The sequence below is a fragment of the Ancylobacter novellus DSM 506 genome (genome assembly GCF_000092925.1).
GTDB classification, from domain to species: Bacteria; Pseudomonadota; Alphaproteobacteria; order Rhizobiales; family Xanthobacteraceae; genus Ancylobacter; species Ancylobacter novellus.
The window spans coordinates 2,454,577-2,468,909 of record NC_014217.1 but is presented as its reverse complement, the minus strand read 5'-3'; the positions used below and the strand labels follow the sequence as shown (position 1 = coordinate 2,468,909).

The window sequence follows — 14,333 nt, the reverse complement described above, 5'->3', positions numbered from 1 at the left end:
TCGCTACGGCGGTGCGCCGCCGGCCTGCTATGATGCCCGTTCGGCCTTTCGGTGAGTCCCGTCCCGCCATGCGCTTCCCGCCCTCGTTCCTCGACGAGATACGCGCCCGCCTCCCGGTGTCGGAGGTGGTGGGCAAGCGCGTGCAATTGAAGAAGCAGGGCCGCGAATGGCGCGGCCTCTCGCCCTTCAACCCGGAGAAGACGCCGTCCTTCTACGTCAACGACCAGAAGGGCTTCTACCACTGCTTCTCCTCCGGCAAGCACGGCGACCAGTTCGATTTCCTGATGGAGGTCGAGGGCCTGCCCTTCCCGGAGGCGGTGGAGCGGCTCGCCTCCATGGCCGGACTGCCCATGCCGGTGCAGTCGCGCGAGGAGGAGCAGCGCGAGAGCCGGCGCAAGACGTTGCACGAGGTGATGGAACTCGCCGCCAAATATTACGAGGCGGTGTTGCAGAGCCGGGCCGGCGCCAAGGGGCGCGGCTATCTCGCCGATCGCGGCCTCGGCCCGTCGACTCAAGGACGCTTCCGTCTGGGCTATTCGCTGCCCGACCGCTTCGCGCTGAAGGAGGCGCTGGGGGGCAAGGGCATTCCGGTCGAGGACATGGTCGAGGCCGGCCTGCTGATCACCGCCGAGGACGTGGCGATTCCTTACGACCGCTTCCGCGACCGGGTGATGTTCCCCATCACCGACCTGCGCGGGCGCGTCGTCGCCTTCGGTGGCCGGGCGCTGGAGAAGGACGTGCCGGCGAAATACCTCAACTCGCCGGAGACCTCGCTCTTCCACAAGGGCTCGCTGCTCTATAACGGCTTTTCCGCCCGCGCCGCCGCCCATAACGGCGCGCCGGTGATCGCCGTCGAAGGCTATGTCGACGTCATCGCCCTCGTCGAGGCGGGATTTTCCGGCGCGGTCGCCCCGCTCGGCACCGCGCTGACCGAGGAACAACTGGCCCTGCTCTGGAAGATGGCGGCCGAGCCGGTGCTGCTGTTCGACGGCGACAAGGCCGGCCGCCGTGCCGCCTATCGCGCCATCGACCTCGCTCTGCCGCATCTCAAGCCCGGCGTCAGCCTGTCCTTCGGCACGCTGCCCGACGGGCAGGACCCGGACGACCTCGTGCGCGCCGGCGGCCGCGAGGCGGTCGACGCCGTGCTCGCGCAGGCCCGCCCGCTCGCCGACGTGCTGTGGTCGCGCGAGATGGAGAGCGCCAGCGTCGACACGCCCGAGCGCCGGGCGGCGCTGGAGGCGCGCATAGGCGAGGTCGTCCGCGTCATCGCCGACGAGACGGTGCGCAAGCATTACCGCAGCGAATTGATGGACCGCTTCCGTCGGCTGTTCACGCCGGTCGCGGTGCAGGGCGAGGGTTCGCGCCGTGGCTCGGGCGATTATCAGGGCCGCTTCGACCGTTCTTCGGGCCGCGGCGGGCGGCGCCCCAATGACCGGCGCCCGGTGTCGGGCGTGGCCGGGGAGGGGATGCGCCGCTCGGCGCTGGTGCGCGGCGCCGCGGCCGAGATCCCGCGCAACGAGGCGCTGCTGTTGTTCGCCGCGATCAATCATCCCTGGCTGCTCGACCAGTGCGCCGAGGAGCTCGCCGACCTGCCGTTCCAGAACAAGGAGGCGGCCGAATTGCGCCGCGCTTTGCTTGATGCCCATATGGACGGGGACGACGCGGATCATGAACGCCTCGCCGCCCGGCTCGAATCGCAAGGGCATGCGCCACTGGTCGCGCGCCTCGCGCGCGCCGCAATCGCGCGCCATGACTGGCCGGCCTTCGCCGACGCCGCGCGTTCGGACGTGGAACTATGGTGGCATCAGCGGCTGGTCTTGCACCGGCGCGGCCATGCCCTATCTAAGGACCTGAAAGAAGCCGAGAAACGCCTCGCCGAGGAGCCCACCGACATGAACTGGGCGCGTTTTCTCGACGTACAAAGACAGCTCGCAGCACTTGACGGAACCGAAGCTTTGGTAGAGGGGTTCGGCGCCGCGTCGGGTCGCCCGGCGCGGTCGATGTAAAGGTCCCTCGGGTTGCCCGCCCGCGCGCTTGTAGAGCGCGTGGTGCGTGTGGCCCTCTTTGCGTCTCTCGGCAGCCGGCCGTGAGTGCGGGGTTGAACGATCGAAGGACGGCACCGAGAGGGCGTCGTCGCACGCCGGGGCGGGCGGCCGCCCGGCGCTTGAGGAGCACACGCATGGCGAAGCAGGCAGCGGAAGCGACGGAAGCCCCCGAGAAGGACGGCGACACCCCGGATAGCCCGTTGCTCGACCTTTCGGACGCTGGCGTCCGGAAGATGATCAAGCTCGCCAAGAAGCGAGGCTATGTCACCTATGACGAGCTGAACGAGGTTCTGCCTTCTGACCAGAACACCTCGGACCAGATCGAGGACATTTACGCCATGCTCAACGAGATGGGCATCAACGTCGTCGAGGCCGAAGAGGCCGAGGCCGAGGCGGAAGCCGAGGAGAGCGGCCCCGAGGCGGCGGACGAGGAAGAAGAGTCCGGCGGCGAGCTCACCGAATCGGCGCCGCGCGCGGTCGTGCGCTCGGAGACCAAGTCCGAGCCCGGCGAGCGCACCGACGATCCGGTCCGCATGTATCTGCGCGAGATGGGGTCGGTCGAGCTGCTCTCCCGCGAGGGCGAAATCGCCATCGCCAAGCGCATCGAGGCCGGCCGCGAGGCGATGATCGCGGGCCTCTGCGAGAGCCCGCTGACCTTCCAGGCCATCATCATCTGGCGCGACGAGCTGGTGGAGGGCAAGGTCCTCCTGCGCGACATCATCGATCTCGAAGCCACCTATGCCGGCCCCGAGGCGAAGAACAGCCCGATCGTCGAGGGCGGCTCGCTTGCGCCGGAGGCCGAGGAGGAGCGCGAGCCGACGCTCGGCGAGACCATCGCGTCGGACGACGACGACGACATGGAGAACTCCCTGTCGCTCGCCGCTATGGAGGCGGAGATCAAGCCGAAGGTCCTGGAGACCTTCGACAACATCGCCGACGCCTACAAGAAGCTGCGCCGGCTGCAGGACCAGAACGTCGAATCCAAGCTGCGCAACGAGAGCCTCTCGCCCTCGCAGGACCGCAAGTACAAGAGCCTGAAGGACGCGCTGATCGCCGACGTGAAGTCGCTGTCGCTCAACCAGGCGCGCATCGACAACCTCGTCGAGCAGCTCTACGACATCAACAAGCGGCTCGTCTCGCTCGAAGGCCGCCTGATGCGCCTCGCCGAGAGCTTCGGTGTCGCCCGCGAGGACTTCCTCAAGCAGTACCAGGGCTCGGAGCTCGATCCGAAGTGGATCATCCGGGTGAAGAACCTGACCTCGCGCGGCTGGAAGGGCTTCGTCGGCCAGGAGCTCGACGCCATCCGCGACTTGCGTTCCGAGATCCACGCGCTGGCCACCGAGACCGGCCTGGAGATCCAGGAATTCCGCAAGATCGTGCAGATGGTGCAGAAGGGCGAGCGCGAAGCCCGGCAGGCGAAGAAGGAAATGGTGGAGGCGAACCTGCGCCTCGTCATCTCCATCGCCAAGAAGTACACGAACCGCGGCCTGCAGTTCCTCGACCTGATCCAGGAAGGCAACATCGGCCTGATGAAGGCGGTCGACAAGTTCGAGTACCGCCGCGGCTACAAGTTCTCGACCTACGCCACCTGGTGGATCCGGCAGGCGATCACCCGCTCGATCGCCGACCAGGCCCGCACCATCCGCATCCCCGTGCACATGATCGAGACGATCAACAAGATCGTGCGCACCTCGCGCCAGATGCTGCACGAGATCGGCCGCGAGCCGACCCCGGAGGAACTGGCCGAGAAGCTCGGCATGCCGCTGGAGAAGGTCCGCAAGGTCCTGAAGATCGCCAAGGAGCCGATCTCGCTCGAAACGCCGATCGGCGACGAGGAAGACAGCCACCTGGGCGACTTCATCGAGGACAAGAACGCCATCCTGCCGATCGACGCGGCGATCCAGAGCAATCTTCGCGAAACAACGACGCGTGTCCTCGCGTCGTTGACCCCGCGCGAGGAGCGCGTGCTGCGCATGCGCTTCGGCATCGGCATGAACACCGACCACACGCTGGAAGAGGTCGGCCAGCAGTTCTCGGTGACGCGCGAGCGTATCCGTCAGATCGAGGCCAAGGCGCTGCGCAAGCTCAAGCACCCCTCGCGCAGCCGCAAGCTGCGCTCCTTCCTCGACAATTGATGGGCTGAAGGGCGGCCATGGCGCGCAAGGTCATGGCCCGCCCCGACACGGCCCGGCCGTCCGCCAAGGCGGCGGCCAACGCGACACCCGCACGCAAGACAGGCCGCGCCCGATCGGGACGCGGCCTGTTCTCGTTCGAGACCCTGCGTCAGCCGCTGATCTCGCGCCGTGTCTTCCTCGTCCGGATGGCGTGGTCGGTGGTGATCTGGTTCGCCATCATGCTGTTCGGATTGGCGGTCGGCATGGCCGGCTATGCCGGCTTCGAGGGCATGGGCCTCGTCGACGCCTATCTCAACGCGGCGATGATCCTGTCGGGCATGGGGCCGGTGAGCGAATTGCACACGCAGGCCGGCAAGGTCTTCGCCGGCACCTACGCCATCTTCTCCGGGCTCATCATCGTGCTGGCGACCGGCGTCGTGCTGGCGCCGATCATCCATCACGTCCTGCACGCCTTCCATATCGACATGGACGACGACGGCAAGCCGGATTGAGCCCTCACTCTCCCGGGATCGGGTGGTTCTTCCGGCGGGACTCGCGGGTCGATATCTCGACATAGGCGAGCGTGGCGGCGAAGCCGCCGAAGGCGATGACGGTGAAGGCCACGAATAACAGCACGTCGGTAGGCATGGCATCCTCCTCGGATGAGGCAAGCTGGATGGGAGGAGCCTAGTCCCCCGCGCGCGGCTCGCCTTGCGGTAAGTCAATGCGGCGTGAGCGGCTTTTGCCCGCCGGAACGATTTCCGGGGCCCCGCGTTCGCCGCCGGGGGCTGGCCCAATCCTCGAAGGAGCCTTCGATGCTGAACCGCCGCACCCTTCTCGCCGCCTCCGGCGCGGTGCTCGCCGCCTCGACCCTCGCCCGCCCGAACGTCGCCCGCGCCGCCGCGCCGTTCCAGCAGCCCCCGCTGCCCTATGACCAGAACGCGCTGGCACCGACCATCTCCGCGCGCACGGTCGGCCTGCACTATGGCAAGCACCACAAGGGCTATTTTGACAAGCTGAACACGCTGACCGCCGGCAAGCCCTATGCCGAGCTCGACCTCGAGGAGGTCATCGTCCGGGCGAAGGAGCAGGGCGACACGGCGATCTTCAACAATGCCGGCCAGGCCTGGAACCACAATTTCTACTGGCAGCAATTCGCCGGCGGCCCGGCCGAGGCGCCCGCCGCGCTGGTGCAGGCGGCCGAGCGCGATTTCGGCGGCATGGACGGGCTGAAGAAGAAGATGGTCGAGACCGGCGACGGCGTGTTCGGCACCGGCTGGGTGTGGCTGGTGGAGGACAACGGCAAGCTCGCGCTGCTCGGCCTGCAAGATGCCGGCAACCCCATCGCCGAGAAGAAGCGCCCGCTGCTCGGCATCGACGTGTGGGAACACGCCTATTACCTCGACTGGGAGAACCGCCGCACGGCGCATATCCAGGCCGTGCTCGACGAGCGGGTGAACTGGGGCTTCGTCGGCGACCAGCTCGCCTCGTGAGCGGCTACGGCGTCGTCATGGCCTGGTCGACCAGCATGGCGAAGCCGATCAGCAGGAGGAAGCCGAGGAAGAACAGGCCGAACAGCAGCAGCGAGATGCGCCGCGCCACCGCCGAGACATTGGTGAAGCCCACCGCGCCGGCGATGATCGAGACGATGAGGAAGATGACGGCGTATTTGATCATGGACGCTTTCCCCGCTGTGCCCGCGTCAACGGTGGGGGCCGTCGGCCGGTTCCAGGATGCCGTCCCCCCATTCCGCTCTTCCCTCATCCCCGGGCTTGACTCGGGGACCCAGACTTTCCGCCGACGCCCGGACTCCCTGGGTGGCCGGGTCAGGCCCGGCCATGAGGGCAGGTTGGTTTCACACCATCGAGCCGAACATTGAGCCGCCTCACGCCCCGTCGGACCGTCCGTCCTGCTCGGTGGGGAAGTCGTCGCCGTTCTTGCCCTCCGCCTTGGCCGGTGTCGCCGGCGGGGCCGGGCGGGACTGCGGCTTGATCGCCGGCGGGCTGCGGCGCCAGAAGCGGCGCACCGGCTTCGGCGTCAGCTCCGGCTCGGGCCGCGGCACCGTGCCGGTCGGCGCCGAGGCGAGCGGCTCCGTGGGATGCTCCACGACCTTGCCGGCATCGCGCACGGTCATGCGCCAGACCACGAACAGCAGCAGCAGCGCATAGGCAGCGGCGGTGAAGAAGAACAGCGCCCCCGGCCCGTAATGCTGCATGCCCAGCGAGGCCAGTGCCGGCCCCACCACCGAGCCGATGCCGTAGAGCAGCAGCAGCCCCGCCGCCGTCTCCACCGCGTCGGAGGCCGGCGTGCGGTCATAGGCATGGGCGGCGGCGAGCGAATAGGCCGGCAGCGACAGCGCGCCATAGACGGCGCCGAGTATGGCGAGGCCGCCGAGGCCGAAATGCAGCGCGCCCAGCGCGAGGCCGGCGAGCATCGCGCCCACCATCAGCGCGCCGAGGATGCGCCGCCGGTCCATGCGGTCGGAGAGGAAGCCGATCGGCCATTGCGCCAGCGCGCCGGCCACCACGACCGCGCTCATGAAGGTGGCGGCGCCGTCGGCGGTGAGCCCGCGGCCGATGCCGAAGATCGGCCCCAGCGACCACAGCGAGCCGTTGGTCAGCCCGATGACGAAGCAGCCGACCATCGCTACCGGCGCGGCGCGAAAGAGTCTCAGCGGGCGGATGCGCGCGGTCTCGATCGGCGCCGGCTGGCCGGCATTGCTGATCGCCACCGGCAGGGTGGCGAGCGAGAACAGGATGGCGGCGAAGGCGAACAATTCGAAGCCGCGCACCGGGTAGAGCGTGATCATCATCTGGCCGGCGGTCAGCGCCGCATAGTCGACCATGACATAGGCGCTCATGACGAAGCCGCGCGTCTGGTTGGTGGCGCGGTCGTTCAGCCAGCTCTCGATGACGAGGTAGAGCCCGGCGAAGCAGAAGCCGGTGATGGCGCGCAGTCCGAACCACACGAAGGGCTCGATGAACACCGGATGCGCCAGCATGGTCGCCACCACGCCGGAGGTCAGCGCGGCGAAGGCGCGGATATGGCCGGAGCGGCGCACGAGGTGCGGCACGACGAGGCAGCCGATGACGAAGCCGAGATAGTAGCTCGACCCCAATATGCCGAGATTGATGGCGCTGAAGCCCTCGAAGGCACCGCGCAGCGGCAGCAGCGTGTTCTGCAGGCCGCTTCCCGTCACCAGGAAGAACACGCCCAGAAGGAGCGCGGCGACGGGGCCGAGAGTCTGGGCCATGATGGGTACCGGACGGCCAGGAGGGCGGGTTTGGGGTACGGGGCAGGTGCCGAAACGCACGGAATCTTAAGGCTGCGTCATCTCGATTCCGCGAGAATTCGGTTAGCCTTGATCGGGAACGTTGTCGAGACGGGGATTGGTATGGTCGACGGGTTGGTGAAGCTGAAATCGGATCATCTGGGGCTGGAGATCGCGCCGCTCGGCGCGGAGATGCAGCGCCTGACCGACAGGGACGGACGCGACCTGCTCTGGAACGGCGATGCCGCCTTCTGGACCGGGCGCGCGCCGCTGCTCTTTCCCATCGTCGGCCGCCTGCCGGGCGACCAGCTCGTGCATGAGGGCGTAGCCTATCCGATGAGCCAGCATGGCTTCGCCCGCCGGCGCGTCTTCACTCTGGAGGAGGCGACGAGCTCCTCCGCCCGCTTCGGGCTCCATGCCGACGAGGAGACGCGCAAGCAGTACCCGTTCGAGTTCGCGCTCAGGGTCACCTACACGCTTGCCGACGCGACCCTGACCATCGAGGCGACGGTCGCCAATCCCGGCGCGGTGCCGCTGCCGGCGAGCTTCGGCTTCCACCCGGCCTTCCGCTGGCCGCTGCCCTATGAGGGCACCCGCGCCGACCACCGGCTGATCTTCGAGAAGGCCGAGACGGATCCGATCCATCGCCTCGCCGGCGGCCTGCTCTCGACCGCCACCGAGCCGAACCCGGCGGTGGACGCGATCTTCACGCCCGATGACGGGCTGTTCGAGCGCGACGCCATGATCTTCCTGAACCAGCGCTCGCACCATGTACGCTTCGGCGTGCCGGGCGAGCCGGGGCTGGAGATCGCCTTCCCCGGCATGCCGGACCTCGGCATCTGGTCGAAGCCGGCCGCGCCCTTCCTGTGCATCGAGCCGTGGGCGGGCTACGCCTCGCCGGAGAACGCGCCGGCCGAGTTCGCGCAGAAGCCCGGCCTCTCCCTCATCCCGCCCGGCGGGTCGAAGAGCTTCGCCATGGCGGTGCGCTGGCTGCCGGACGTGGGGCGGTAGAGTCCTTGTCGATCAGGCGGAACCGCCTGATCGACAAGAAAGTGCTCCAATAAGCTCTAGAGCCCGTCGGGGTCTTCGTGGCAGACGACGAGGTCGCGCCCGCGCCGCTTGGCCTCGTAGAGGGCAGCGTCGGCCTGCGCGATCATGCGGTCGAGGTCGATCTCCGAGGCCGGGCGTGAGACTATGCCGATGCTCACCGTGACCTTGCCGGTGACCGGATGGACGATGGCGGCCTGCGCCAGCGCGCTGCGGATGCGGCCGGCCACGCTCAGCGCGCCGGATTCGTCACTGCCGCAGAGGATGGCGGCGAATTCCTCTCCGCCATAGCGGGCGAGCGTGTCGTCCTGGCGCGCCGCCATTCCCCCGAGCGCGGCCCCGACCCGGCGCAGCGCCTCGTCGCCGGCCTGGTGGCCGAACCCGTCGTTCAGCGCCTTGAAGCGGTCTATGTCGATCAGCATCACCGAGAACGCCTCGCCCGTGCGCCGGCAGCGCTGGCCGGCCCGCGCGAGCTCCTCGTCGAAGCAGCGGCGATTGGCGAGGCCGGTGAGCGCGTCGACGCGGGTGAGCCGGGTCAATTCGCGGTTGAGCGTGTTCAGCTCCAGCTCGTCGACCGCGATGGCGGCGAGCTCGACCAGCGGCTGCACGTCGAAATCCTCCTCGACGCCCGGCGCGCCGCGCAGCACGCACAGCGAGCCGATGACGAGGCCCGGCGGCACCAGCAGCGGCACGCCGGCATAGAAGTGCAGCGGCAGCAGCGGGATGGTCGGATGGCCGGTGAAGCGTTCGTCGGTGTGCAGGTCGCCGACGACCAGAGGCCGGCCACTGGCGACCATCACCTGGCAGACCGACTTCTCGCGCTCGATGGCGGGCGGGATGATGTCGCCTGAGGTGAGCGACTTCATCCACTGGTACTTGTCGTCGATGAAGCCGATGAAGGCGACATCCGCATCGTAGAAACGCCGCGCCAGATAGGTCAGCCGGTCGAAGCGCGCGTCATGCGGCGTGTCCATGATCTGGCAGGCGGCGAGCGCCCCGAGCCGCTGCTCTTCGTTGGGCGGGACTGGCGGGGTGTGCCACATCGCGTCTTCCGGTCGGCAGAGAGTGAAGAGCTGGCCTCAGCCGCGCGCCGGCGTCCAGCCAGACTCGGGCCCGGCGGTGAATTGGTCAACCGGCCGCGACAATTCGGCGATGAAGTTCTCGCACCATTCGTGGATCGTGTTGGTCTCGACTTTGTCCATATTGGCGCGCCAGCGTTCCTTGCGCTCCTCCAGCGGCATGCGCAGGCCGACGTTGAACGCCTCCGCCATCCCTTCGATGTCGTAGGGATTGACGATCAGCGCGCCGGTCAGCTCGTCCGCCGCGCCGGCGAAGCGCGAGAGGACGAGCACGCCGGGGTCCTTCGGGTTCTGCGCCGCGACATATTCCTTGGCGACGAGGTTCATGCCGTCGCGCAGCGGCGTCACCAGCCCGAGCCGGGCGTTGCGGTAGATGGCGGCGAGCGTCGCGCGCGGGAACGCCTTGTTGAGGTAGCGCAGCGGCACCCAGTCGAACTCGGCATATTCGCCGTTGATGGCGCCGCCGAGCTCCTCCAGCTCGCGGCGCAGCGCCCGGTACTCGGCGACCTCCTCGCGCGAGACCGGCGCGATCTGCATCATCGTCACCTTGGAGCGGTGCTCGGGATAGGCATTGAGCAGCTCGCCGAAGGCGGCGAACTTGTTCGGCAGGCCCTTGGAATAGTCGAGCCGGTCGACGCCGACCGCCAGCGCCCGGCCGGCGAGGCTTGCCTCCAGCCGGCGCTCCTCGTCGCGCCCGACCGAGGCCTTCGCGTCGTGCACGAAGGCCGCCGCGTCTATGCCGATCGGGAAGGAGAGGATGCGGAAGCGCCGCTCGCGCAGGCCGACCACGCCGCCCGGGGCGATCCAGCCATGCGCCTCGGAGGAGATGTAGGTCAGCAGCGCGCGCACGTCGTGCTCGGTCTGCAAGCCGACGAGGTCGTAATGCGACAGGTCCTGCACCAGCGCCGCATGCGAGGGCAAGGTGAGGAAGACTTCCGGCGTCGGCCAGGGGATGTGGTGGAAATAGCCGATCCGCCCCTCGAAGCCGAGCTTGCGCAGCTCCGCCGCCAGCGGGATGAAGTGGTAGTCATGCACCCAGACGGTGTCATCCGGGGTCAGCAGCGGCATCAGCGAGCGGGCGAAATGCTCGCTCACCCGCCGGTAGCCGAGCCAGTCGGCGCGGCGGTAGGAGATGGCGCCAAGCCGGTAATGGCACAGCGGCCACAGCGCGCCATTGGCATAGCCGGCATAGTGGGCGCGCTGGTCTTCGGGATCGAGCGTCTGCAGCGCGTAGGTGACGCGGCCGGAGCGGAACACTTTCGGCGGCGGCGGATCGGTCTGGGTCTCGCCGCTCCAGCCGAACCAGAGCCCGCCACGTTGTCCAAGTGCCTCGCGCAGCGCGACCGCCAGGCCTCCTGCCTTGGCGGCCCGCTCCTTCGGAGAGGCCACCCGGTTGGAGACGATTACGAGCCGCGCCAAAACGCTTCCTCCCATGTTTTCGACAAGCGCATGGCCGTGTCGATGAGACCGACCATGGAATAGGTCTGCGGGATGTTGCCCCACAGTTCGAGCGTCTGGTTGTCGATGTCCTCGGACAGCAGCCCCGCCTCGTTGCGCCGGGCGAGGAGGCTGGTGAACATCTCGCGTGCCTCGTCGCGGCGGCCGATCAGGTCGAGCGCCCCGGCGTACCAGAACGAGCAGATGGTGAAGGAGGTCTCCGGCAGGCCGAAATCGTCCTCGCCGGCGTAGCGCATCATGTAGCCGTTGCGCTTCAGCTCGCGGCCGATCGTGTCGACGGTGGCGATGTAGCGCGGATCGTCCGGCCGCACGAAGCCGAGCTCGGCCAGCAGCAGCAGGCTGGCGTCGAGCTGCCCGTCCTCCTCGGCGTCGACGAAGCTGTTCAGCTTGTCGCTCCAGGCGAAGGAGAGGATGCGGGCGCGGATGCCGTTGGCGCGCTCGGACCAGAACTGCGTCCGCTCGGGCATCTCCAGCACGCGGGCGATGCGCGAGAGACGGTCGCAGGCGGCCCAGCTCATCACCGCCGAGAAGGTGTGCAGCCGCTTCTTGCCGCGCAGTTCCCACAGCCCGGCATCGGGCTCGAAGGCGAAGTCCACCGCCTTGGCGGCGACGCTTTCCAGGAGGTTGAACAGCGCCTTGTCGCCGCGATTGGGCAGGCGCTCGTCGAAGAACATCTGCGCCGCCGCCAGCACGACATGGCCGTAGCCGTCGTTCTGCACCTGCTCGGCCGCCTGGTTGCCGACGCGCACCGGCCCCATGCCGCAGAAGCCGGGCAGGGCGGTGGCGAAGCGTTCCTCCAGCGGCGTGCCCGGCACGATCGAATAGACCGGCGCCAGCCGCCCCGAGGGCTCGGAAGCGATCACCGTGGTGAGGTAGCGGATATAGTCCTCCATGGTGCGCGTCGCCCCGAGCAGGTTCAGCGCCCGCACGGTGAAGTAGGAATCGCGCAGCCAGCAGTGCCGGTAGTCCCAGTTGCGGATGGAGTGCGGCGCCTCGGGGATGGAGGTGGTGAGCGCGGCGACGATGCCGCCGGTCTCCTCATAGGCGCACAGCTTCAGCGAGATGGCGGCGCGGATGACCGCGTCCTGCCATTCGAACGGCACGGAGAGGTAGCGCACCCAGTCGTGCCAGTAGTCGCGGGTCTTTTCCTCGAAGCCGCGCGTGGTATCGGCGAGGCTGGACGGGAAGGGCTCGTCCGGCCCCAGCACGATGGTCGCCGCCTTGCCGATGACGAAGGGGCGTTCCTCCATCACGTAGACGATCGGCAGGTCGGTGGTGGCGCGCAGGGTGAAGTCGTCGCTCGCGAAGCGCATGTGATTGGAGCCGCGCACCGGCTCCGGTCGCTGCTCGCCCCAGTTGGAGTGCGGGCGCAGGCGTATCGTGACCCGGCAGGTGCCGGAAAGCGGCTCGATCCGCCGCACCAGCATCGCCGGGCGGTAGATGCGGTCATAGAGCTTGAAGCGCGGCGCGAAGTCGATGATCCGCAGCTTGGCGCCCTTGTCGTTCTCCAGGATGGTCTCGACGATGGCGGTGTTGCGCTGGTAGCGGCGGGTGGCCGTCACCTCGCCGTCGAGCACCACGTCGAAGAAACCGGCCTCCGGCTCCTCTCCGCCGAGCAGCGAGGAGAAGACGGGATCGCCGTCGATGCGCGGCCAGCAGCACCAGGCGATGCGGCCCTTGCGGTCGATCAGGGCGGCGATGGTCGAGTTGCCGATGGCGGCGAGGTCCAGGCCGGAATTCACGGGGCGACGCGCTCCAGTGCTTCGGGAATCGTGCCGAGCCAGTCGCGCACCTCCATGGGCGTCGCGAGGCGGTAGTCGGCCTGCTGGGTCGGGCGCGGTCCCACCGCGACGGCGAGGCCGCCGGCCGCGCGGACGGCGCGGAAGCCGTCCTCGTCGGTGACGTCGTCGCCGAGGAACACCGGCCGCCGCCCGGTGAACAGCGCCGTGTTCATGAACTGCTCGACCGCCGTGCCCTTGTCGCGTCCGCCCTGGCGCACCTCGATGACGAAGCGGCCCTTGAGGAACTCGACGCCGTCGTTCAGCCCGGTGCCGAGCTCGATCACCCTGTCCATGATGACGTCGCCGAACTGCGGCACGGCGCGGAAATGCACCGCCAGCGACAGCGGCTTGTGCTCGACGAACACGCCGGGCCAGGTGGTGAGCACCTCGTCGAGCGCCTTCTCCAGCGGCTTGCGCCATTTCGGCTCGGGAATCGGCACCGAGGGCGTGTCCGGGGCAAGGCGGATCTCCGCCCCGTGCTGGCCGGAGGCCGGGAGCCGGGCGGGGGCGAAACGCTTGTCCATCCAGTCGATGGTGCGGCCCGACACCAGCGCCACCGCCCCGCCCAGCACCACTTGCAGGTTGGTGAGCAGGTCCGGCAGATAGTCGGGAATCGTCACCCCTTCCGGGTGGTCGGCATGCTCGATCAGCGTGCCGTCGATATCGAGAAAGAGCGCCCAGTCGGGCTCGGGGAGAGGATGCATGCCGTATCCTGGTGCGGTTCGTGCTCTCGCCATCCTGCCCCTATACAAGCCCGATCGTCGATGCAGGAGGTAATGAGGTCTCCTGCCGCCTGCTGGCGGTCGCCACGCAGCACGGCGTTAACGCGCGTTCGGCGGCGGCGTTCCAGTACCGGAAAAGTAAAGTGGCGGCGCATTTGCCGGTCTCCCGGCGTGCGTTCGGACACGGGGCGCGGTAGCATCCTCCGGGCTCCCGGAAAGGATTGCGAATGACCGCCGATGAGGTGATTGCGCTGCTCGACCTCGCGCCCGGCGCGACCTGCGGCTATGTGCGCCTGACCTATGTCGCCGGCGAGCGCATCACGCCGGGCGGATTGGCCGCGCCATTCGAGACCGGGCGGCCTATGGGCTCGGCGCTGTATTTCCTGGTGACGCCGCAGGCGCCGGTGCAGCTCCACCGCATCCGCAACGACCAGCTCTATCACTATTACCTCGGCGACCCGCTGGAGGTGCTGCTGCTGCGCGAGGACGGTTCCACCGAGCGCGTCGTGGTGGGCCCGGACCTCGCCGCCGGCCAGCTCGTGCAGCTCTTCATTCCCGGCGGCACCTTCCACACCGCCCGGCTCGTGCCCGGCGGGCGGTGGTTCCTCGGCGCCAGCACGGAATGGCCCGGCGTCGAGCCGCAGGATGTCGAACTCGGCGACATGGAGGCACTGGCGGCGAGATTCCCGGCGGCGGAGGCGCAGATACGCAGCTTTCTCGTGCCGGCGGCGGGCTAGGCGACCCGCGCCAGCCCTTGCCCCTCGCGGATGCGAAGGTTACATAGCGGCCAACCCCGACCCGCCCACATCCGGCTTC

13 protein-coding genes are annotated in these 14,333 nt (G+C 68.5%); 6 read left to right on the top strand and 7 right to left on the bottom strand.

Annotation, left to right across the window (positions count from 1 at the left end):
* Positions 1 to 68: 68 nt before the first annotated feature.
* The 3 genes from dnaG (at position 69) to SNOV_RS11715 (ending at position 4,671) form a co-directional block, all read left to right on the top strand.
* Complete coding sequence (dnaG, locus tag SNOV_RS11725; RefSeq protein ID WP_013167149.1) at positions 69 to 2,006, top strand: DNA primase; 1,938 nt, start codon at positions 69 to 71, stop codon at positions 2,004 to 2,006.
* 173 nt (positions 2,007 to 2,179) lie between these two features.
* Positions 2,180 to 4,180: an RNA polymerase sigma factor RpoD gene (rpoD, locus tag SNOV_RS11720; protein ID WP_013167148.1), complete on the top strand. Its 2,001-nt coding sequence runs from the start codon at positions 2,180 to 2,182 to the stop codon at positions 4,178 to 4,180.
* Positions 4,181 to 4,197: 17 nt separating this feature from the next.
* Entirely contained in the window at positions 4,198 to 4,671 is a 474-nt protein-coding gene (locus SNOV_RS11715) for a hypothetical protein (protein ID WP_013167147.1), read from the top strand.
* A 4-nt stretch (positions 4,672 to 4,675) separates the two neighbouring features.
* Here the strand turns inward: SNOV_RS11715 and SNOV_RS24235 are convergent, their stop codons facing one another.
* Positions 4,676 to 4,807 carry a hypothetical protein gene (locus tag SNOV_RS24235; protein WP_013167146.1) on the bottom strand — a complete coding sequence of 44 codons (132 nt, stop codon included), beginning with the start codon at positions 4,805 to 4,807 and terminating at the stop codon, positions 4,676 to 4,678.
* Positions 4,808 to 4,974: 167 nt separating this feature from the next.
* On the opposite strand from SNOV_RS24235, the gene SNOV_RS11710 reads away from it, so the two are divergent.
* Positions 4,975 to 5,652 carry a superoxide dismutase gene (locus SNOV_RS11710; protein ID WP_013167145.1) on the top strand — a complete coding sequence of 226 codons (678 nt, stop codon included), beginning with the start codon at positions 4,975 to 4,977 and terminating at the stop codon, positions 5,650 to 5,652.
* 4 nt (positions 5,653 to 5,656) lie between these two features.
* Here the strand turns inward: SNOV_RS11710 and SNOV_RS11705 are convergent, their stop codons facing one another.
* Positions 5,657 to 5,836, bottom strand: a complete 180-nt coding sequence (locus tag SNOV_RS11705) for a DUF1328 domain-containing protein (protein WP_013167144.1) — start codon at positions 5,834 to 5,836, stop codon at positions 5,657 to 5,659.
* Between the two features lie 208 nt (positions 5,837 to 6,044).
* On the bottom strand, positions 6,045 to 7,412 hold the full coding sequence (locus SNOV_RS11700; RefSeq protein ID WP_013167143.1) for an MFS transporter: 1,368 nt from the start codon (positions 7,410 to 7,412) through the stop codon (positions 6,045 to 6,047).
* A 141-nt stretch (positions 7,413 to 7,553) separates the two neighbouring features.
* On the opposite strand from SNOV_RS11700, the gene SNOV_RS11695 reads away from it, so the two are divergent.
* Positions 7,554 to 8,441: an aldose 1-epimerase family protein gene (locus SNOV_RS11695; protein ID WP_013167142.1), complete on the top strand. Its 888-nt coding sequence runs from the start codon at positions 7,554 to 7,556 to the stop codon at positions 8,439 to 8,441.
* 56 nt (positions 8,442 to 8,497) lie between these two features.
* On the opposite strand, the gene SNOV_RS11690 is transcribed toward SNOV_RS11695, so the two are convergent.
* From SNOV_RS11690 to otsB, 4 genes are read right to left on the bottom strand one after another with little or no spacing between them, the layout of a single operon-like run.
* Entirely contained in the window at positions 8,498 to 9,520 is a 1,023-nt protein-coding gene (locus SNOV_RS11690) for a sensor domain-containing diguanylate cyclase (protein WP_013167141.1), read from the bottom strand.
* 36 nt (positions 9,521 to 9,556) lie between these two features.
* Positions 9,557 to 10,975, bottom strand: a complete 1,419-nt coding sequence (locus SNOV_RS11685) for an alpha,alpha-trehalose-phosphate synthase (UDP-forming) (RefSeq protein ID WP_013167140.1) — start codon at positions 10,973 to 10,975, stop codon at positions 9,557 to 9,559.
* Positions 10,960 to 12,756, bottom strand: coding sequence for a glycoside hydrolase family 15 protein (locus SNOV_RS11680; RefSeq protein WP_013167139.1), 1,797 nt, complete (start codon positions 12,754 to 12,756; stop codon positions 10,960 to 10,962). The genes SNOV_RS11685 and SNOV_RS11680 overlap by 16 nt, the downstream gene beginning before the upstream one ends.
* Positions 12,753 to 13,499 (bottom strand): trehalose-phosphatase, encoded by a 747-nt coding sequence (gene otsB, locus SNOV_RS11675; RefSeq protein ID WP_041782211.1) that lies wholly within the window; start codon positions 13,497 to 13,499, stop codon positions 12,753 to 12,755. The genes SNOV_RS11680 and otsB overlap by 4 nt, the downstream gene beginning before the upstream one ends.
* A gap of 245 nt (positions 13,500 to 13,744) precedes the next feature.
* Here otsB and SNOV_RS11670 point away from each other — a divergent pair, with 245 nt between their 5' ends.
* On the top strand, positions 13,745 to 14,254 hold the full coding sequence (locus SNOV_RS11670; protein ID WP_013167137.1) for a cupin domain-containing protein: 510 nt from the start codon (positions 13,745 to 13,747) through the stop codon (positions 14,252 to 14,254).
* Positions 14,255 to 14,333 lie beyond the last annotated feature (79 nt).